A 19,920-nucleotide genomic window follows, 5' to 3' on the forward strand; every position below is an offset into this window, starting at 1 on the left:
TTTACAGGAGGGCACGGATTCCTCGCCTGCGCTGAGGTGCTTGGAATATAATCCGAGTAGAACGATGACCAAGCTGCTTTGTGATTGTGGTCAACCGCTGGTGCGCAGGGATTTGGTGCTGCAGGAGTACTATATCCGGCAGTTCGGTCCGAGCTTCGTGTACATCAAGTTCCGCTGCCGCCGCTGCAACCGTTTGGGCGAGAGGTTTATTCGCCAGGAGGAGTGGTGGCCCGGGGTGTTCACCCCGAGATCGCGTGAAGAGCTTCATTCTAGCGAGCGCGAGGTGTTCGACGCGCTGGGACCCATCACGGAGTCCGAACACCGAATGGCGCGAAGGCAGCTGCACAGCTCGAACCCTCTGATCGCGCTGCGCGCTTGGGTAGAAAGTTCGGGCGAGTAGGCGAAACTAGCTTACGTGGCGTCGGAGGGCGTCGGCGATCTCGTCCTTGCCCCTAGCACCGACCATCTGCTCTACTACCTGTCCCCCCTTGAAAATCAGCAGCGCAGGAATGCCCATGATGCCGTACCGCATGGCCAAGCTCTGGTTGCTATCCACGTCCACCTTGGCTACCTTTGCCTTGCCTGCGAACTCCTCGGCAACGGCTTCCACGAACGGGGCAATCATACGACACGGACCGCACCAGGCGGCCCAGAAGTCCACGAGTACCGGGATTGAGGACTGGAGAACTTCAGAATCGAAAGTGTCGGCAGTAACAGCAATCGCATTTCCCATGAGCATTCCTCCGGTTTCGCCCTGGTGGCGGCAATCAGTGGGAATTGTAACCCGTGAGAGTCGAACGTGTCGAGTCGTTTGCCCCTTTCGTTCTTCGCCGATAATTGGGATAATGGAACCGGTCGCCAAGGACTCCGTCATTGGAAGGTGAACCCCTACCGGGACAGCCCGCTGCCATTGAGAAGTGCGGGGCGTGCCGAATAGGATATCGCACGGCTGGAGGGAGATCTCGCAGATGAAGAGCAAGCACGTATTGTTCGCAGTCACGGCGCTGGCCGGCGCGTTGTGCGTGACCGGTGCCGGATGGGCCCAGGCCGGTCAGAAGACCACCACGAAGCATGTGGTGAACACCGGCCTTTTGGGCATCAAGTTGCTCGACCCGCACACCCGCGTGCTGCAGGTGTGGGGCAACCCTACTCGCATTGAGCCGCTCCAGGTGAAGCAGGACCAGGGCACTCCGTCCGGCGGTGAGATGACCGAGAACCCCTTTGGCATGGTCGGACCGGCCGGTCCTGCACCTGCTGGCCCTGTAGCGATGGGTCCTGCCGGCGTGGGTGGCCCCACAAAGGGTGGCCCTCCCGGAATGGTCGGGCCGACGATGGGGCCTGGCGGCATTCCCGTTGCCGGAGCAGGCGGGCCTGCGGGTGGCATCGGCGGCGGCTTCGAGGGCGAGATGACCACGACGGTCACGCGCTGGGTGTACAAGCGCGGAGGCACGGAGTACGCCTTCGTGATTGATGATGACAACCGCGTGATCCAGATTGACGCCAAGGGCTTCTCCGGCGCCGCGGTCGCCGCGGGCGGGATTCGACTGGGCTCGACGTTCCAGCAGGTGATGAGCGTCTACAAAAACCCGGACCGATACGACTTCAAGGGTCAGACGATGCAGTTGCGGTTCCTCAACAACAGCCACGTCGTGTTCCAGTTCGTCACTTTGAACGGCGTGCAGCGAGTGGTGTACATCAGCGTCGCCGCCGGCAAGTAGCCGTGCACGTGCGATGGCCGGGGATCCGCAGGTCGAAGAGGTCCGCGCACGGACCGACATTCTCGAAGTCGTAGGCAACTACGTCCGTCTCCGGCGATCGGGAAAGAGTTTTCAGGGGCTCTGTCCGTTTCACAACGAGAAGAGCCCCTCGTTCTATGTGAACCCCGACCTGAAGACGTTCCGCTGCTTCGGATGCGGCAAGTTCGGCGACGTTTTCACGTTTCTCCAAGAGATCGAGCACATCACTTTCGTCGAAGCCCTCGAACGCCTTGCCGAACGTGTCGGCGTGCGACTGGTCAAGCGGTCGCCGGAGGCAAAGGGGGAAGCAGATGCGATGCGCGCCGCCCTGGATGCTGCACAAGCCTTTTTCCGCGAGCAACTGCTCAGGTCCCAGTCGGCGCAGGAGTTCGTGCGGGCCAGGGGCATACCCGACGGTCTCGCAGAACGCTTCGGGCTCGGGTTTGCGCCTGGCTTCGGGGACGCACTGGCGACAACTCTGCAGAAGCAAGGCCACCGGCTAGCGGACGCCGCGAAGGCGGGGCTGGTGGACCAAGGGCCGGACGGCGGTTACTACGACAAGTTCCGCGGCCGCCTGATGTTCCCAGTGTTCGATCCGCAGGGGCGCATTATCGCCTTCGGTGGCCGTGTGCTCGGGGTGGGCGAGCCGAAGTACCTGAACTCACCCGACACTCCGCTCTTCAGCAAGCGCAACGTGCTGTATGCGTTTCACCTGGCCAAGTCAAACATCGCCGAGCGTGGCTTTGCGCTCATAGTGGAAGGTTATCTGGACGTGATCGCATGCCACGGTGCGGGGCTGGAGTACGCGGTCGCGGGCCTAGGCACCGCATTCGGCGAGGAGCATGCGAGTCTGTTGAAACGCTGGACCGAGAAGCTGGTGGTCATGTTCGACGCGGACGAGGCAGGACGTAAGGCAGCGCTCAGAGCCGCGCAGATCGCGGTAGCTGCTGGACTTCGCACGCGCATCGCCCGACTTCCAGATGGCGAAGACCCCGACTCGCTGCTCAAGAAACAGGGAACGGGGGCGTTGTCTGCTGTGGTGGCACGAGCTAGCACACCCACGGACTTCGAACTGGACCTTCTGGAAGCACGGCACGATCTGTCTTCCTCTGAGGGTGCTGCGGAGTTCGTTGCTGCTGCCGTGCGTGTGTTGGCCGCGATACCCAGCCAAGTGGAGCGCGACCGGTACATCGAGCGTGTCGCTCGCCACCTACCCAGTTTTCTGACCGACCGCGTACGCGCCGAGCGCTTGGTGCATCAGGAGGTAGCGGCGTTAGCCCGTGGTAAGGCGGTGGTGCGTACGGAGACCCGTCCATCCGCCTTGCGAACACGGTCCGCAGTAGAAAAGGCGCAGAGAGGCCTCCTGCGGGCTGCGTGCGACCCCGAATGGCGCGGACTGGGATGGCCCGCGCTGAGGCCGGAGCAGTTCCCATCGCCGGAGTATAGGGAGATCGTGCACGCACTGCTCGCCGCATACCCCGACATGCCGCCCCAAGGCTCTGCTGCGGAGGTGCTCGCCTCCGTGTCACCAGCGGAAACCCAGCGCGCTCTCCACGACATCCTGATTACCGACAGCGAGCCGCTCGGAGAGCAGATCCTGAAAGACTACCTGCAGTGCCTCACCGTTGCGCTCCAGAAGGCGTCGAGGAGACGCCTGCAGGCCGACATCAGCGACGCGACCACGAAAACCGATGCGGTATGGCAGGAATATTGCAGGCTTCTTGGCGAACAGAGCAGAGGGGACTAAGGCTCCGCTCCTGCCGTTAACCTGTATGACCCTTTTGCTAGGACTCAATCGTGGCTGACACATCGTACGAGTGGCCTCCGGATATCCTCGAACTGGTGGAGCAATCCAAGTCAACCGGCTGGGTTACGCTCGATCAGATCAACGCGTGTCTCTCCGAGGACGACTTGGAGCGATTGGACGATCTGTTCGCCATGCTGGAGCGCTCGGGCATCAAGGTCGCCGAAGTGGCCGTCGTTCACATGCGCAAGCCCGAGACCGAGGAGCCCGAGATCCCGAAGGAGGCGGACCTTACCGGAGAAGACCTCGCAGCGCTCGAAGGGCCTGCGGTGGAGGACGCGGTAAAGGTCTGGCTGCGGCTCATCGGTCGGGTCCCCCTACTGCATGCGGACCAAGAGTTGAAACTGGCCAAGCTGGCTTCGGAGGGTCACGAGTGGGCTAAGCTCGCGCTGGTCGAGGCGAACCTTCGCCTGGTCGTCTCCATTGCTAAGCGCTTCACAGGGCGGGGGCTGCCCCTGGCAGACCTGATCCAAGACGGGAACGTGGGTCTCATCCGCGCGGTGGACAAGTTCGATTACACCAAGGGGTTTCGGTTCAGCACCTACGCGAGCTGGTGGATTCGCCAATCCATTACGCGTGGGCTGGCCGATCATGGGCGCACGATCCGCATCCCCGTGCACATGGTGGAGACGATCAATCGCCTGGTGAAAGCCACCAGCCGGTTGGTGCAGCGATTGGGCCGCGAGCCGACGCTGGAAGAGATCGGCGTGGAGTTGGGAGTCCCTGTCGAGCGGGTGACGGAGCTGATGCGGATCGCGCCGCACCCGGTTTCGCTGGAGACGCCCGTCGGCGAAGACGAAGGCTCGGTGCTTGCCGACTTCTTGGAAGACAGCCGGACCGCATCGCTGGATATCGCCTCGCGACTCGCGCTGCGAGACCGCATCGAGGATGCACTCTCCGTGCTGTCGGAGCGTGAGCGCACTGTCATCATGCTTCGCTTCGGTCTTCACGACGGCAACATGTACACGCTGGAAGACGTGGGCCGGGCACTGAACGTGACGCGGGAGCGGGTACGGCAGATCGAACAGCGGGCGTTTCGCAAGCTGCGCCGCCCTAAACAGGCCCGGAAGCTGAAGGACGTCAGCGAGGAGAGCTAACTACCACGTTGCACGTGGCTGCCTCCCGGCTGTTGTCACCTCACTCGCCGTTCGCAGTATTGCATTAGGTAGCAGCGCTCTATGCACCATGCTGAGCCTCCTCCCCCGTGTTAGATATCATCTCGGTAGCGATCATTCAGCACAGCAACTCGAATAAGCACATGAACACCCAAACCGTCATGCTGAGCCCCCGACCCCGTGTATTAGCCAACACACCAGCAAAGTTCCGTCATAAAGTTCCGTCATGCTGAGCCTGTCGAAGCATGACCGCGCCTGATGCGAACGTCGCGGTTTCATGTGGTAGCGAGTGGCTGACGGATGCATGCTTCGACAGGCTCAGCATGACGTTAGCTTCGACAGGCTCAGCATGACGTTAGCTTCGACAGGCTCAGCATGACGTTAGCTTCGACAAGCTCAGCATGACGTTAGCTTCGACAGGCTCAGCATGACGACATAGTGGCATAGCACATGTGATAGCAGCTAACAGGAGATGCAGTGACGGTGAGCGATAGGACGTGGAGAGAACTCGAGCCGTGGCAGCAGGTATCAATCGTCCATAATCAGCCACTCCACCCCGAATGCAGGCAATCTGCGTTCTAGGCGCCCAGCCTTCGTGTGGATGACCGAACGCGTGAAAGCCTCGGTGCACTCGCGAAGGGCACCTAGCGACAGGGACGCGGTCACCGGCGAAGACGTCGGGTTCACGAGCAAGAAGTGCTCCTGGCCGCGCAAGCGCCACGTCGCTGCGAACGCCCCGGCACAAGCAACCGTTTGCCACTCGCTCTCGGAAACCACCTCTCCGAAACGCCGAAGCATTCGGTTCACGGCTCCGATCTCTGCCCAGCGCTGCTCAAAGTCGGCTTCTCTGCGAAGGTCGTGGTAGGAGTAAGCTAGGAGCCCCCCTGCTCCGGAGGCGAGAGCCAGGAACGCCATCGCTCGGTACTCGGCGACGGTCGGCGCCCTGAAACCCGGGCCTGGAGAATAGTTGGCCTTGTTAAAGGCCTGCACTACTGCCCACACGGGCCGACCGGTATCTACACCCGCCTGAACCCAATCGCGAACCAGGGTCAGAGGCGAACCGGGCACCGGATAGGGGTCCACGCCGATGATGTCAGTGGTGTCCCAGAACTCGTAGGCGGACTCCGGTTGATTGGTGACCGCGAGGCACGGATGCTCTGGATCCAAGGTGACAACCATCTCGTAGAGCCAACGCAGTTCCTCGGCGTGTTCCGGGCCGCTCTCATCGTTCACGTACCAGGCGAGAAGGGCGGGGTGGTCCTTGAGTGTTGTGACCACCGTGCGGAGCACGTTCTCGCGGCCTTCGATGCCCGGCATTCGCCGGAGCGGATAGCGCACGTGCTCATAGAGATCCTTCAGCGAGACAAGAACACGCAGTCCCAGACGACCAGCAGCGTCCAAGTATTTGCGACAATCTTCTACAGAACCGCTCAATAGACCGTAAGGCAAAACGCAGTTGAAACCTGCATCGGCTATCTGCTGCAACCTCGCAGGAGTCGTCTCGGACTTCCAGCCCTCGCTGTCGTACACGCCGAGGGGGAAGAAGGGTCTCCCGTGGATACGCAGCCTGACCCCGTCGAAGGCCACACGCTTGGGGGCCGACATCCCCTTCGTCAGCTCTCGCACGTACCGGCGCTTGGTATCGCCTTGCGGGCCCAGCCAATCGACGACAAGGTGATGACGGCCCGGGGACAGATCGGACGCATCCAGACACAACGTTGTCGGTTCAGCGGCCGTGACGGTGGAACTCGAGCCACCCGGTGATGCCCAGAACGCACGAACCGCATGACCCTCCGAGACCGCTTCCGGCGGAAGCCGGACCTCGACCCGCACCGTGTCGCACCCGTCCAGGCGGCCTCGGAACCACGGCTCGAGGATGGTGACGTGCCAGTCATCGCGACCGATTGCGAACAATTCCAGGTCGTCGAACCAAGCCGTGCCGGTTGAGCCCTTCGCGACGTAGCATACGAATCGTACGCCGCGGGCCGCAGTCGGCGCAACGGCGGTAACCGCCTCGACGCGGGTCCAGCCCGACGTGCCCGTGACCCCTCTCGGATAGCAGCCGCCTAGGAACTCGCCTGCCGTACCGATCCACTCCAGCGCGATGGTCGCCCCGACTTCGGTCCCGACGACATCTTCCGTGCGAATCCAAGCGCAGATTTTGTATCTGGCCCCTGGCTTCACTGGAACGACCTGAGAGGCTATTCTGTACAAGTCTACATGAATATTCTTGTACTTTGTGGACGCCGAACCCGAACGGTGGACCGAGCGGTCTATGCCCCACACAGGACCAGGCATGTTCCAACCACCCGCCTCCTCGAACCCCGCGTTGCGGAGGAGGTTGGATGTCAACGTTTGCGTAAGGCAGCACACCAAGACCGCGACAAGAGATTGCATTCGACTTCCCGATACACCTGCTCCCCCATTGACCGCGGGCTCGTCACGGCCCTTCGGCGGGGGCGCCTAGTATACTAATCGGTCGCGCCGCGCTCGGCGCCGGGAGGAACCATGACGCACAACATCACGCTCATCCCAGGAGATGGCATCGGGCCAGAAGTGGTGGAGGCCGCCGTTCGTGTCGTCGAGGCCACCGGGGTACGAGTGGACTGGGACCGGCACGACGCCGGTGCCGAGGTGTACACCCGGTACGGCACTACGGTGCCCGACGAGGTGTTCACGTCTCTGCTCCGCAACCGGGTGGGCATCAAGGGCCCCATCACCACACCCGTCGGGACCGGCTTTGCCAGCGCGAACGTGCTGATGCGTCAACGGCTGCAACTCTACGCCAACGTGCGGCCGGTGAAGACCCTGCCCGGCATCCAAACGCCCTTTCCGAACGTGGACCTGATCGTGGTGCGAGAGAACAGCGAAGGCATGTACTCGGGGCTGGAGCACCAGGTGGTGCCTGGCGTTGTCGAGAGCCTGAAGGTGGTCACCGAGAAGGGTAGCACGCGCATCGCGCAGTATGCCTTCGAACTGGCGCGCAGGCTCGGCAGGCAGCGGGTCACCGCGGTGCACAAAGCGAACATCATGAAGCTCTCCGACGGACTCTTCCTCGACTGCTTTCGCAAGGTCGCCAGGCAGTACAGCGACATTCAGGCCGACGAACTGATCATAGATAACACCTGCATGCAACTGGTGATGCGCCCAGAGCGATTCGATGTGATGGTGATGGAGAATCTGTACGGTGACATCGTGTCCGACTTATGCGCGGGGTTGATAGGCGGTCTGGGGCTTACTGCCAGTGTCAACGTGGGGGAGAGCTGCTCGCTCTACGAGGCCGTTCATGGCAGTGCTCCGGACATCGCGGGGCAGAACAAGGCGAATCCCATCGCGTTGATTCAGTGTGCCGCCATGATGCTGCGCGACCTGAGAGAAACCGATGCGGCGGACCGCGTCGAAAAGGCGGTGCACACCGTGCTGCGTGAGGGCAAGACGCTTACGCCCGACCTCGGAGGCAGCGCCACCACCTCCGAGATCACCGACGCGATCATTGCGGCCATGTAGCGCACGACGCTAGGGCTCGCAAAAAACTCGCACTACCTTACCGAACCGAACGGCACGAGCCACGTCTAATCCTGCCGGCTAGCGAGTATGCATACGACGCAGGTATCTGACCAACCCATAGGAGGAGTATCACCAGTGAAGCGACTCATGGCATTTGCAGCTTGCCTGCTGTTGGCGTCGGCATTCGCGATGGCGCAGGAGCAGGAAAACGTTAGGATCGGCGGCAAGGGTGTCTTGCTCGCCCGTGGCGAAGGACAGGTGAGACTAGCAGGCTCCGGTATCGTACACCTCAAGGGCACGGGGTTGCTCGTTATTGCCGGGGTCACCGAGGATCAGTTCCGCGTAGAGGGCTTCACCCTCAAGTCCCGGGAGGGTGACCGTTGGACCTTCGAAGGAGAGGGACACGCTACCATCAGGGCTACCAGGTTCGGAATGGAGTTCGATGGCAAGGTCGCACTGGCAGCGGCCGGAAAGGGCGTCGCGAACCTTCGCGGCAAAGGCGTATACAAGGTTCGCCACCCCTTCGGCCACTGGATCCGAGGCGAGTGGTCGGACGACGGAGTGCGCCTCAGCTACGAAAGCCCCCCGCCTCCCCGCGGACGTTAGTCACTTCCCTGCCCCCATACGGCCCTCCCGGGTGCGGGAGGGCCGTCGTCTTAAACCCAAAGGTACACTTCCGCCGCGATGGCCAAGAGAGACAAGCGGAGCAAGGAACAAAGCGGCCCCGCCACGATCCAGAACCGCAAGGCAAGGCACGACTACGAGATATTCGACACCTTCGAAGCGGGCATCGTGCTTATCGGCCCGGAGGTCAAGTCGGTGTACCTGGGCAACGTGCAGCTCGCCGACGGCTACTGTCAGGTGGAGGACGGCGAGCTGTGGCTGAAGGGCGTGTATATCGCACCCTACGAGCAGGCGGGGCGCTGGAACTTAGAGGAGCGGCGCCCGCGCAAGCTGCTGATGCACAAGAGCGAGATCATGCGCCTGAAGGCCAAGTCGCAGGAAAAGGGTCTCACCATCGTCCCGCTCAAAGTGTATTTCGCGCACGGCAAGGCCAAGGTACAGATTGGCCTAGCGCGGGGCAAGCGGATGTATGACAAGCGCGAGGCCATTGCCAAGAAGGACGAGCGCCGCGCCCGCGAGCGAGGCCAAGACTAGGCCGGGGGAGGCAGCCCGTTACTGCCCCGCCGTGATCACCGTCTCGTCAATCTTCAGGTGCTTCCACATCTGTATCGTCGAGCGCTTCCCGTTCTCGTCGTACGGGTCCAAGACGATCGGTGCGTGGAGGAAGCGTGAATGGGGTGTTGTATGGCAGTCTTTGCACCCCTGGGCGCCAAGTGCACGAGATGCCGCCGCTACGTTGTGGCTGAAGGTCCACCTCAGAGGCTGTGCCTGGCGATGTTCGCTCTTGGTCACCTTTCCGGCAGTCTCGGCATAGACCGTGTGACCCTTTACATACACAGGGTTGGGCCGCGAAAAACGCCCGCCGGAGAGCGTGGAGCGCAGGGCCTCCAGCATCGCCAGGATTTCCGACTCGGTGTTAGCCTCGGGCTTGCCGTCACCATTGTCGTCCTTGATCGCCGCCTGTGCTCGGAGATAGGCTGCCTTCGTCTCGGCGAGCGTGAGTGGGTAGATGATATCGCCATCACGGTGGCCCCACCAGACCGGGAGCAGGGCGTTGCCAGCATAGATGCGGCCGTCTGCGAGTCGAAATAGAGACATGCTCCACTCGAAGCTCTCTCCGTATTTCTTCGCCTCCGGATGCGTCGGTACACCGATGGCCGCCCCGGTGGTAGTATCCACTGCCAGCACAGCGGTCACGTTCTGATCACGCACATGGCACGTTACGCAGGCAATGCTCTTCAGGTGGCTCGGTGGGGTCGAGGGGTGCTGCGGCTTCTTGGCTCCGAGCTCGCCCCGAGCGTGGCAGGATTCGCATGATAGCGTAGGATCGTCTAAGTCGTCGCGCAAGGTCACTTCGTTCGAGCGCCCCTTACGGATCTGGTGGTCGGCCCCTGTGACATGACAAGAGGTGCACTTCATTCCTCTCGACGAGTGAATATCTTCGTTCCGGCCATCCCAAACATGCCCGCGCTTCTTCACCTCCGCCTCACCGTGGCACAGTAGGCAGTTCGCGTCCGTGACCCGCCCGATTTGCAATCGCACGGTCCCGTCCTTCGCTACTCCCTGATAGCGCAGCTTGGGCGTTTGGCCAGCGAGCACCGAGCCTTCCACGGTGGCCAACCTGGCCCCAACGGACGCGGCCCACCGGAAGTTACCCTGGGATAGCTGCTGCCATCGGCCCGCAAAGTCGTACTTCGGCTGGTGGCAGATAAGGCAGTCTGCTTCCACCACTCCGGACTTCACCCACTCGGCCGCGAAGTAATCACCGTCGAAGGATGCGGCAATTCCGGGATTGGCGGCCTGATGCTTGTCCATGCGGTTGCCGTTCCTGTCCAGTTCCGCCAAGCCACCGCCGGGGTGGCACTTCCCGCACGACAGCTCGAACTGATACGCAGATAGCCCCACTTCCGCGGCAGAGCCGTTTTTCTTCTTACCTAGCCACTCGTAAGACATGTGGAACTGGCGGCCGAACTGCCCATCCGAGCTAACCCAAGGCCTGCCTTGCTTCGTACCATAATCGTCCGAGATTCGGTCTGCTCCCATCTGAAAGTGGTAGGCCGCGGTAATCGCGTCGTAGTCGTGGCACTGTCCGCAGGTCTGCTTGGGACTGTAGGGAGCCGGGCTGGGAGCCGTAGGGTCTACGGGATTGCCAGCCTCATCGAGAAGAGTGACGTCCGGATGGCCGTCCCAATCGGACGAGGTCGGATCTTGCGCCTGATTGCTGGCCGAGGAGAAGAGAAAGCAGATGCCCAGGAGCGAGACGCCCCACACAAAGGGAAGGAGCCGAATACTTGCCATGGCGTAATCAACCTCCACAAGCTGATCCCAGCCGCGCCCAGGCCACCCGGGGTTCTCCTGCTTCAAGGCAAGTTGACGAAAGACCTCGTAAAACCGAGGTCCTCTTTGCCACCCCGCGGACAGCGAGCCCACTCGACTCCCTGCCTCACACGACGGCTCTTTGACTATTTTACCATATAGCCAAGAATAGCGCTCGCCCAAGAGGCCCAAGTAGCTGCCCTCTTGAACCGGGTGCTTGCCAGGCGTCGGTCTGACCCGGTAATCTTGGCCCTTGTTGGGTCAACGCGGACCGCATCAAGCTGCAAAGACGCCGGCGAGCGACGGGATCGCTTCGGCGTCTTCGTCATTTGTGCACCGCGCAGCCCCGCCGCAGCCATCCTCGCCCGCGTGGGGAAGGCACACCATGAAGGAGGAGCAATGAGCCCGCGAGAGGTCGTTCAGTACGCGCGCGACAACGACATTGAGATCGTAGACTACCGTTACACGGACCCCATCGGCTCCTGGCATCACTATTCGATGCCGGTCAACATGTTTTCGGAAGCCTCGTTCGAGGAGGGCATCGGCTTCGATGGTTCGTCCATTCGCTGTTTCAAGACCATCGAGCAGTCGGACATGTTGCTGATACCCGACCCGGACGTCCACTTCATCGACCCGTTCAGCAAGTACAAGACGCTGGTAATCGTGTGCGACATCATTGACCCAGAGACACGCCGACCCTACGACCGGAGCCCGAGGTTGGTAGCACGAAACGCCGTCGAATACATGCGGCAGACGGGCATCGCGGACACCGTGTTCTTCGGACCGGAGCTGGAGTTTCACGTTTTCGACGAGGTGCGGTTCGACCAGAACAACCACTCCTCCATGCACTTCGTGGACTGTGCGGAGGGAATATGGAATAGCGGACGAGTGGATAAGCCCGCACCCGGCCACAAGATGCAGGTTCGCGGCGGATACACGCCGGTCCCACCCAACGACACGCTGCAGGACCTGCGCGGCGAGATGATTGCCACTTTGCGCGATGTCGGGGTGGAGATGGAGTCGCACCACCACGAGGTAGGCGCTGCCGGCCAGTGCGAGCTCGGCCTTCGGTTCGCTCAGATGCTGCGCCAGGCCGACCAGGTGATGATCTATAAGTACGTGATCAAGAACGTGGCTTTCCGCAACGGCTTCACGGCCACGTTTATGCCCAAGCCCATCTACGGCGACAATGGGAGCGGCATGCACTGCCACCAGAGCTTGTGGAAGAACGAACAGAACCTGATGTACGATGAGCACGGGTACGCTGGGCTCTCAAAGCTCGCGCTCCACTACATCGGCGGCCTGTTAGAACACGCACCTTCGATCCTTGCGTTTGCGGCACCTACCACCAACTCGTATCGCAGGTTGGTGCCGGGATACGAGGCTCCGATCAACCTGGTGTATAGCAAGCGCAATCGCAGCGCGTGCATCCGCATCCCGACATTCAACCCAGCGCCACACGCCAAGCGACTGGAGTTCCGCGCTCCCGACCCGAGCTGCAACCCCTACTTGGCATTCGCGGCGCAGCTGATGGCGGGCCTCGACGGCATCCGAAGGGAAATCGTTCCTCCGGATCCCATCGAGAAGGACGTGTACCACCTCTCGCCCGAAGAGGACGCAAAGGTCCGCAAGACTCCGGGAAGTCTGGCGGATGCGCTGACGGCACTCGAGCGGGACAATGAGTATCTAACAACGGGCGGTGTGTTCAGCACCGACCTGCTGCAGGAGTACATCCGGTACAAGCGTGAGGAAGAGGTCCTTCAACTGAGTCTTCGGCCGCATCCGTACGAGTTCATGATGTACTACGGTGTATAGCGGGTAACCACCCTCGACCGCGTTGCCCTGGAGCAGCCTCTGCTCCAGGGCAACGTCATACGTACGGCACTTGGAGGCTCTAGGTATCACCCACCAGGCCGAAGTTGATAAGCATCACCGACAGGTCGGCGACGTCCACCACGCCGTTATAGTTCACATCGCCCTGGCCGGTCAGTCCGAATCTGGACAGCACGATGTTGATGTCGCGAATGTCCACTACGTTGTCGTTGTTCGCGTCGCCGTTCAGCATCGCGAAGTTCAGGATGGTCTCCGGCGGCAGGATCATCACCGACGGGATAGTCTTGCGCAGGAAAGTCGGGAACTTGACGGAGAAGTCGTGCTCGCACAGCATGCTCGTGTTCAGTCCGAAAGTGCCGTTCTGGTACACCACAGACCGAAGGGATTCCAGCTCCCCGGTGCCAGGCTTGCGGAACTCCACGTATCCCATCAGTGGTGCCGTGCCCTGATACTCCTGAAGGGCAACATTGCAGGTGAGCACCGCTGAGCTCAGACAGCTTATGCCCCTGAGATAGTTCTGTACGACCTCGATGGTTCGAGGATGGAACTCCAGGTGAATGTTAGACATTCCGCCCGGGCAGATGTGGCAGTAGCTCATGATGGTCCCAACGAATGGCGGATCGTTACAGCCGAGGCCACAGGTGTCGACGGGTGGGAACATCTCATGCGTATGAGGGGCACCGAAGTTGTGACCGATCTCGTGAGTTACGACGAACGGATCCCAGTTGTTAGGTCCGGGCTCAAGGCCCGGAGGGAAGGAGCCTGCCAGATTGGCACTTAGCCCGTATCCATAGCCGTAGTCGCAAAGAACTCCCAACCATGCAACGCCGCCGCCTAGCGCTCTTCCGGAGAGGAAGTGCGCGATGTTGCGATAGATTTGCTGCATGTTTTGGGTCCAGTATGTTCGAAACTGATTGAGCTGGTTGGAAGTATTGTTCTGGTTCCATGGATCGTTGGAGTTGCTCCACAGCCGCATGTATGGAACGTTAACTGCGACTCCGAAGTCGCGCCGATAGATGAAGTCTACGGCGCCAAACAGCGTAGTGACATATGCACCGGACGCGTTGGTATTGCCACCGAACAGGCTGCCTGTGAACTCCCAGTCGGTCTCCACAGCAATCGAGCACAACTTCCCTCCGCAGTCGTCGGCGATCACTACGTCATTCGTCTGGTCACTCAACCCGCGAGGCAGCAAACTATCTGCATCGCAGAACCAGTCCGATTGGAACCAGTAGCCCGGCATGTCCTTGACACGGTAGATGTGCAGAGACTTGTTGTTCGTCCTCGATCCGGCCGACAGGAAGTACATGTCGTCTTCTATCATCAGCCAACCGTTACAGCCCCAGGGGGAGAGGCCGAGGTACACGGAAGACTTTGCCAGTCCATCAATCGTTCCACGCAACAGCACCACGTCCGGGCGTTCGGTCGGGATGTCACCCAACTCCGAACCGATAACCACCGCGGCGTTCGAGGGCAAGACCTCGAAGCGCTCGAGCAATAGGTCGGCCGACACGGTCCTGCTAATGGGGAAGTCGCGAAGCGTGACGTTCCCCCGTGCTTCCTTCAGCACCGCGTACCGCTCGGCATCGAAGGTCAGCGGGGTGAGGAGATCGTGCGCCTCGCGGGTGTCGAGTTTGATTGGCGAGGGCAGTACTGCAGAGCGCGAGGTGCCGCTCCCGCACACCGAGATAGCCAACACCACCGACAGGAGCAACATCCACAGTTTCATGCAGAGTTCACCACCGTTTAGAGTCAGTCCTTAAGATATCAGGACAGGAAGTGCGCGGCAGACGTTCCCGGAACATACACTTCACTTCGGGCTCAGTCGGCGGGTAGGTAACGCTTCAGGGTCCACCACTTACCAACGTTCTCCTGGGCCATTCGACCGACTTCCCTTCTCCGAGGTGGAGGCTTGCCACAGGTATCGCGCCACGTACGGAGTTGCCAATGAGCACCCGATCTGCCCGGACTAGGTCAGCGAGAGTGAGCACGCGCTCGGCAACTTGACCTCGCTTCAGAAGGTCCTCACGCCAAAGGCCCGGCAGTAGGCCGCAGTCAAGGGGCGGAGTCACCCACTCACCGTCTAGCCGGACGACGATGTTCGCTCTGGAACACTCCGTCACTTCACCCCTCGTGTTGAGGTAGAGGATATCGAAGTGGCCCAGCTTCCGTGCTTCACACAGTCCGCGTTCATACGCTTCGCGGTGAGTGGTCTTGTGGTACACGAACACCTCTGCCGGGTCGGTTCGCTCCTTCGCGAGCATCAGGGTCACGGGGCCGATTGGGCCGCCTACCAACGCGGCCCACTCCACCCTCGGCTCTCCATCCGAGCCGACCAACAGCCGGACGCGTGCCGCCGTCGCACCAGTTACCGACAGGTCGGCCTCGATGCCGGGGACAGCAGCCTCCAGCGCCTCCCGCACCCGACTGTCATCCCACTGCCGTCCGAAGTACGCAGCCGAATCGGACATCCGCGCCAGGTGGTCCTCCATCCATTGGTAGCCCTCGCCGCGTTCGTAGCGCAAGGTCTCCAGTAGATCGAACACCACATGTTTGCTGAACAGAAACCGGCTTTTGCAGACAGCCTCCTCACGTTCGGAATCAGCCGAGGAGTCCGCCACGATTGCACCTCCCACACCCAGCTCGCAGTGTGGGCCATGCTTCATAACGGTGCGAATGGCCACGTTCAGCAGGCAATCGCCGTTCGGCCGGAAGATGCCGATGCAGCCGCAATAGGGGCCACGCGCTTCCGCCTCCAGTTCGCCGATGATCTCGCACGCCCTCAACTTCGGCGTCCCCGTCACCGAGCCGGGCGGCAAGATGGCGCGGAGCAGGTCCGAGACGCGGACGCCCTCGCGCAACAGTCCTTCCACGTCGCTCGTCATTTGCCATACCGTGGGATAGCGCTCGACACGGAACATGGCAGGGACAGTGACGCTGCCGTACTCGCACACGCGCCCCAGGTCGTTCCGCATCAGGTCAAGGATCATCAGGTTCTCCGCGCGGTTCTTGTCGTCGCGCGACAGCGCGTCCGCAACGAGCCGATCTTCTTCGCTCCAGCGGCCTCGTTTGGCGGTGCCCTTCATCGGTCGGGTGAGCACGCGCCTACCCTCGCGTCGGAGGAGCAGTTCGGGGGAAAGGGAGAGCACCTGCGCATCACCCAGGTTCAGGAACGCCGAGTAGCCGACGGGGTGATCTCTGCGCAGTTCTAGAAACAGGTCGGCGGGCGGGCCGTCGTGTTCGAAGCGCAACTTGCAGGTGTAGTTGACCTGGTACACATCGCCATCCTCGATGTAGGCTTTGATCCGGTCTACCGCACGGCCGTAGTCTCTAGCCCCGATACACAGCCGCGGGTTCTCTATGCCTCCCATCCCTCCACCACAAGCGGCGGAGGGATCGAACTCGAAGCACTCGGAGTCGGCCTCCTCCACCCCCTCGTACAGCCCGAGCCACACGAGCGGCAGGTAGTGCATGTGACGGATCGCGTTGGGCCGGTTGAGCGCGACGCCTGCCTCGTAGGAGAGGTACCCGGCGGCTACCAGCCCGCCAGCCAAAGCAGCGTCCAACTCGGCCAGCGCCTTCCCCACCTCCAACGGAGTGTGGGCAGTTATATGGCCGACGGGATCACGCAACACCGAGGTGCGGCCGTACTGACGGTCGTCGAGTAGCATGGCACCGGGCTCGGCGAGAAGGTCCTGAAGTCGGGCGGGGGCAAGCGCAGGGATCATCCGCCTCTCATTATGCACGTCCTTCCCGCCCACGGTCCCTCAGTCTTGCTTCCCTTCGACCCAGGGGAATACGGCTCGAGCGTGGTCATCGCTTGCCGCCTGACAAGGGCATCAGACCTCCGGCGCGGCCTCCGACTGCGCGGCATCCCACTGGGCCGCGTACTCGGGGTCGCGTTTACACAACGGCACGAAGTCGCACCCCAAACACACCGCTTTGAACGCCGGCTTTAGTGCCGCGAAGTCTGTCTCCAGGATCTCCTCTCCCAACAAACGCAGGCTCTCCTCGAACTGCGCTAACTCCTCATCGGTCAGCCCAACGGTGGCAGATTGGTTGGCCCGCAGTGCGTGAATCGTCGCGCGCACCGAACGCTCCGGATGAAGCCTGCGCAGAAGCAACTGATAGGCGCACATGGCGAGGTCGTTGCGCACGTCCTCCTCGGTGACGCTGTCCCGACCGCTTTTGTAGTCCACCACCTCGAGAGCGCCGTCGGGATGCTCGTCCACGCGGTCCACGCGGCCCTGCAGCAGGAAGGGGCCAAGGTCGAAGCGCAGCATCCGTTCGACGTACACGGGCTTGGCGAGCGTCGGCGCTGCAGCCTGCTTCTCGTAGTAGGCGACAAGCAGTTCGCGACCCATCTCCAGCCGCCTTGCCGACTCCTCGGGGCTGTCGTATCCCGCTTCGATCCAGCTTTCTTCATAGTCGGCCAGCAGGGTTTCTTTGGGCACCTCGCCAACGCCGCCCTGTTCGTGAAAGCGCTGCAGCACTTTGTGCAGGGTGGCGCCGAAGCTGAAATAGGGTTTGGCAGTTCGGTACCAACGTCCTCGCGGGTCCACGAAGCTCCAGCGATACATCACCGGGCAGGCGAGGTAGGTCACGAACTTGGACGGGCTAAGGGTGGGTTTGTCCTTCACGGCGACCTCCGTGATCTCGCCCCGCAGTGGGCGGTCCAAAAGCATAGGCGAGAGGCCCGACGCCACTGTGTCGGGCCTCTCAGTGTGAACGATCCCTACCCCTCTGTCAAGTCGAAACTTTGCTCTTACTCGCGGACTTAGTTTCCCCGTTGCCTGGCGAAGCGGGCTGAGCAGCCTCTACGAGTTTCGGCTCGATGGGCTCCTCTCGGAGGATGCGCGCGGCATCCTCGGGGCGCACGGTGTTGATGTAGATGCCGGTACCCATTTCGAAGCCTGCTGCGATGGTGAGCCGAGGCAGCACGCTGAGGTGCCAGTGGAAGAGCGGGTCCTTCTCGACATTCACCGGCGCGGAGTGGAAGGTGAAGTTGAACGGCGGGCTGTTCAGTGCGCTATCGAGGCGCTGCATCACCTCGCGGACGATGCGGGCCATCGGTTCGATGGTGTGTCGGGTCTCTTCGACAAAGGACCTGCGGTGACCGCGCGGCATGATCACGATCTCGTAGGGGTACTTCGGGGCGTACGGGCAGAACGCGATGAACTCCTCGTTGCCACAGATGAGGCGCTCGCCGAAATTGGTTTCCTGGCGGATCATGTCGCAGTACAGGCATCGCTCGTGGAAGTCGTAGTATGCTGCGACGCCCGCAATCTTCTGCTTGAGGTCGTGCGGGATCATCGGCAGCGCGACGAGCTGGGAGTGAGGGTGTGCTAGCGTTGCTCCCGCGATTTGACCGCGGTTGCGGAACAGCATTGTGTAGCGCACGCGCGTATCCTGCGATAGGTCGAGACATCGGTCACGGAAGGCCCAAAGCACTTCGGCCAACTGCTGCAGGGGCATGGTCGCAATCTGCAAGTTGTGCTTCGGCGTTTCGATCATCACCTCGTGGGCGCCCACGCCGTGCATCAGGTCGTACATGCCGAAGCCCTTGGTGTCCAGGTCTCCATCGGGCGAGATGACCGGGAACTTGTTGGGGACGACTCGCACCCACCAGCCGGGCGAGTCGGGCTGGGAATCGGAACTCCGATAGGCCAGCACTTCGGGCGGGGTCATTGTCTCGTTGCCGGGGCAGAACGGGCACTCGGGGTCGAACTCTTCGAGCGGTTCGTCACCGTCCGGTATCCGAAACCCCTTCGGACGACCCTCTCTCTTCGGCGAAATGATGACCCATTCTCGGGTCGCCGGGTCCCTTCTCAACTCAGGCAAATCAGCCATGCTCCCACCTTATCGTCGCAGCCTAAGCCGCAGAATCAACAGCGCAACGCGGACGCGAGCGCGGCACTCACCGTTTCTATTCCCCAAATCCGCGCCGGGCTCCAACAACATCTTTCTGGGGGATGAACCGTAGAGCACAGGCCCTCGCGCGCGAAAGTATAGCCTAATCGGACTAAGCGGCACGCAGAGGCCTGGACCAGGCGCCTGCGAGGTCAATAGGCTGATCCGTAGGCTGCGACACTCACTCCAGGTATATTGACGGTACCCTGACTGCCGAGGTTCGCCGTGTACCCCATTCTATTCGAAGTGTTCGGCGTGCCCGTACGCTCCTACGGGCTGATGCTGGTCCTCGGGTTCATTCTGGCAATCGTACTGGCATGGCGTCGCGGCCCCAAGTACGGCGCCGATCTGGACACTATCCTGGACATCGGCGTGGTGTTGCTGGTCTCCGGGGTTATCGGGGCGCGAATCGGGTGGGTAGTTCAGGAGTGGTCCAGTTACCGAGATAACCCCATCTCGGTGCTGTACATCTGGCAGGGCGGGCTGACCTACTTCGGGGGCTTGGCCGCGGGCGTGTTGGCGGGACTTTGGTACTCGCGTCGCCGAAAGATCTCGTTTTGGCGCTGGGCCGACCTGTGTGCGCCCTCGATCGCCCTCGGTTACGCCATCGCGCGGATCGGCTGCTTCCTGAACGGCTGCTGCTACGGGTCACCCACTAACCTACCCTGGGCCTGCACGTTTCGCACGCCGGACGGTGTCACGCCGCCCAGCCACCCTTCACAGCTTTACGCGACGGTGGCAAACCTGATCATCGCGGGAGTGCTGCTGTGGTGGGATCGGAGGGACGGAAAGCAAGGCCAGATCTTCTGGGGATTCCTGCTGCTACACGGGCTGTATCGGTTCCTCTACGAATTCACGCGCGCCGGGGCGACCTCTACGTATCTGATTCCGGGGCTGCTGACGGATGCCCAAGCGGTGGCTCTGTTGGTGGTTGCCATCGGCGTGCTCGGCCTGCTGTGGGCTCAGCGGCACGGCACAGCGAGGTGGGCACCGCCCGAAGAAAGAGCGCCACGTGCTGGGCGTCCTCGACCCGAGCCGAGCTCTCAACCTGGTTCGTAGCCTACCGGCTCGGGCA

At 61.7% G+C, this 19,920-nt stretch carries 16 protein-coding genes; 9 read left to right on the plus strand and 7 right to left on the minus strand.

Annotated features, from left to right (window positions below; all coding sequences use genetic code 11):
• Positions 1–64: 64 nt before the first annotated feature.
• Positions 65–400 carry a hypothetical protein gene (locus HRF45_12510; GenBank protein ID MEP0767345.1) on the plus strand — a complete coding sequence of 112 codons (336 nt, stop codon included), beginning with the start codon at positions 65–67 and terminating at the stop codon, positions 398–400.
• 6 nt (positions 401–406) lie between these two features.
• On the opposite strand, the gene trxA is transcribed toward HRF45_12510, so the two are convergent.
• A complete protein-coding gene (gene trxA / locus HRF45_12515) occupies positions 407–733 on the minus strand; it encodes a thioredoxin (GenBank protein MEP0767346.1) in 327 nt (108 codons plus the stop codon).
• Positions 734–968: 235 nt separating this feature from the next.
• Between trxA and HRF45_12520 the strand changes: the two genes are divergently transcribed.
• From HRF45_12520 to HRF45_12530, 3 genes are all read left to right on the plus strand, one after another.
• Positions 969–1,718: a hypothetical protein gene (locus HRF45_12520; GenBank protein ID MEP0767347.1), complete on the plus strand. Its 750-nt coding sequence runs from the start codon at positions 969–971 to the stop codon at positions 1,716–1,718.
• A gap of 13 nt (positions 1,719–1,731) precedes the next feature.
• Positions 1,732–3,483: a DNA primase gene (locus HRF45_12525; protein ID MEP0767348.1), complete on the plus strand. Its 1,752-nt coding sequence runs from the start codon at positions 1,732–1,734 to the stop codon at positions 3,481–3,483.
• 83 nt (positions 3,484–3,566) lie between these two features.
• Positions 3,567–4,637, plus strand: coding sequence for a sigma-70 family RNA polymerase sigma factor (locus tag HRF45_12530; GenBank protein ID MEP0767349.1), 1,071 nt, complete (start codon positions 3,567–3,569; stop codon positions 4,635–4,637).
• Positions 4,638–5,183: 546 nt separating this feature from the next.
• Here the strand turns inward: HRF45_12530 and HRF45_12535 are convergent.
• Positions 5,184–7,052 carry a hypothetical protein gene (locus tag HRF45_12535; GenBank protein MEP0767350.1) on the minus strand — a complete coding sequence of 623 codons (1,869 nt, stop codon included), beginning with the start codon at positions 7,050–7,052 and terminating at the stop codon, positions 5,184–5,186.
• A 111-nt stretch (positions 7,053–7,163) separates the two neighbouring features.
• On the opposite strand from HRF45_12535, the gene HRF45_12540 reads away from it, so the two are divergent.
• The 3 genes from HRF45_12540 (at position 7,164) to smpB (ending at position 9,320) form a co-directional block, all read left to right on the plus strand.
• The gene (locus HRF45_12540) at positions 7,164–8,162 is read left to right on the plus strand and encodes an isocitrate dehydrogenase (NAD(+)) (GenBank protein ID MEP0767351.1); all 999 of its coding nucleotides are present in this window, start codon (positions 7,164–7,166) and stop codon (positions 8,160–8,162) included.
• A 135-nt stretch (positions 8,163–8,297) separates the two neighbouring features.
• Complete coding sequence (locus HRF45_12545) at positions 8,298–8,768, plus strand: hypothetical protein (protein ID MEP0767352.1); 471 nt, start codon at positions 8,298–8,300, stop codon at positions 8,766–8,768.
• A gap of 78 nt (positions 8,769–8,846) precedes the next feature.
• A complete protein-coding gene (gene smpB, locus HRF45_12550) occupies positions 8,847–9,320 on the plus strand; it encodes an SsrA-binding protein SmpB (GenBank protein ID MEP0767353.1) in 474 nt (157 codons plus the stop codon).
• An 18-nt stretch (positions 9,321–9,338) separates the two neighbouring features.
• On the opposite strand, the gene HRF45_12555 is transcribed toward smpB, so the two are convergent.
• On the minus strand, positions 9,339–11,084 hold the full coding sequence (locus HRF45_12555) for a cytochrome c3 family protein (protein MEP0767354.1): 1,746 nt from the start codon (positions 11,082–11,084) through the stop codon (positions 9,339–9,341).
• A 417-nt stretch (positions 11,085–11,501) separates the two neighbouring features.
• Here HRF45_12555 and glnA point away from each other — a divergent pair, with 417 nt between their 5' ends.
• On the plus strand, positions 11,502–12,917 hold the full coding sequence (gene glnA / locus HRF45_12560) for a type I glutamate--ammonia ligase (protein ID MEP0767355.1): 1,416 nt from the start codon (positions 11,502–11,504) through the stop codon (positions 12,915–12,917).
• 79 nt (positions 12,918–12,996) lie between these two features.
• Here the strand turns inward: glnA and HRF45_12565 are convergent, their stop codons facing one another.
• From HRF45_12565 to galT, 4 genes are all read right to left on the minus strand, one after another.
• Positions 12,997–14,664, minus strand: a complete 1,668-nt coding sequence (locus HRF45_12565) for a hypothetical protein (protein ID MEP0767356.1) — start codon at positions 14,662–14,664, stop codon at positions 12,997–12,999.
• A gap of 115 nt (positions 14,665–14,779) precedes the next feature.
• Positions 14,780–16,663 (minus strand): aminodeoxychorismate synthase component I, encoded by a 1,884-nt coding sequence (gene pabB / locus HRF45_12570; protein ID MEP0767357.1) that lies wholly within the window; start codon positions 16,661–16,663, stop codon positions 14,780–14,782.
• A 111-nt stretch (positions 16,664–16,774) separates the two neighbouring features.
• Positions 16,775–17,575, minus strand: coding sequence for a PD-(D/E)XK nuclease family protein (locus HRF45_12575; GenBank protein MEP0767358.1), 801 nt, complete (start codon positions 17,573–17,575; stop codon positions 16,775–16,777).
• A gap of 106 nt (positions 17,576–17,681) precedes the next feature.
• On the minus strand, positions 17,682–18,785 hold the full coding sequence (gene galT / locus HRF45_12580; protein MEP0767359.1) for a galactose-1-phosphate uridylyltransferase: 1,104 nt from the start codon (positions 18,783–18,785) through the stop codon (positions 17,682–17,684).
• Between the two features lie 285 nt (positions 18,786–19,070).
• On the opposite strand from galT, the gene lgt reads away from it, so the two are divergent.
• Positions 19,071–19,904: a prolipoprotein diacylglyceryl transferase gene (gene lgt / locus HRF45_12585; protein ID MEP0767360.1), complete on the plus strand. Its 834-nt coding sequence runs from the start codon at positions 19,071–19,073 to the stop codon at positions 19,902–19,904.
• Positions 19,905–19,920: the final 16 nt, after the last annotated feature.

This window comes from Fimbriimonadia bacterium (genome assembly GCA_039961735.1).
Taxonomy (GTDB): domain Bacteria; phylum Armatimonadota; class Fimbriimonadia; order Fimbriimonadales; family JABRVX01; genus JABRVX01.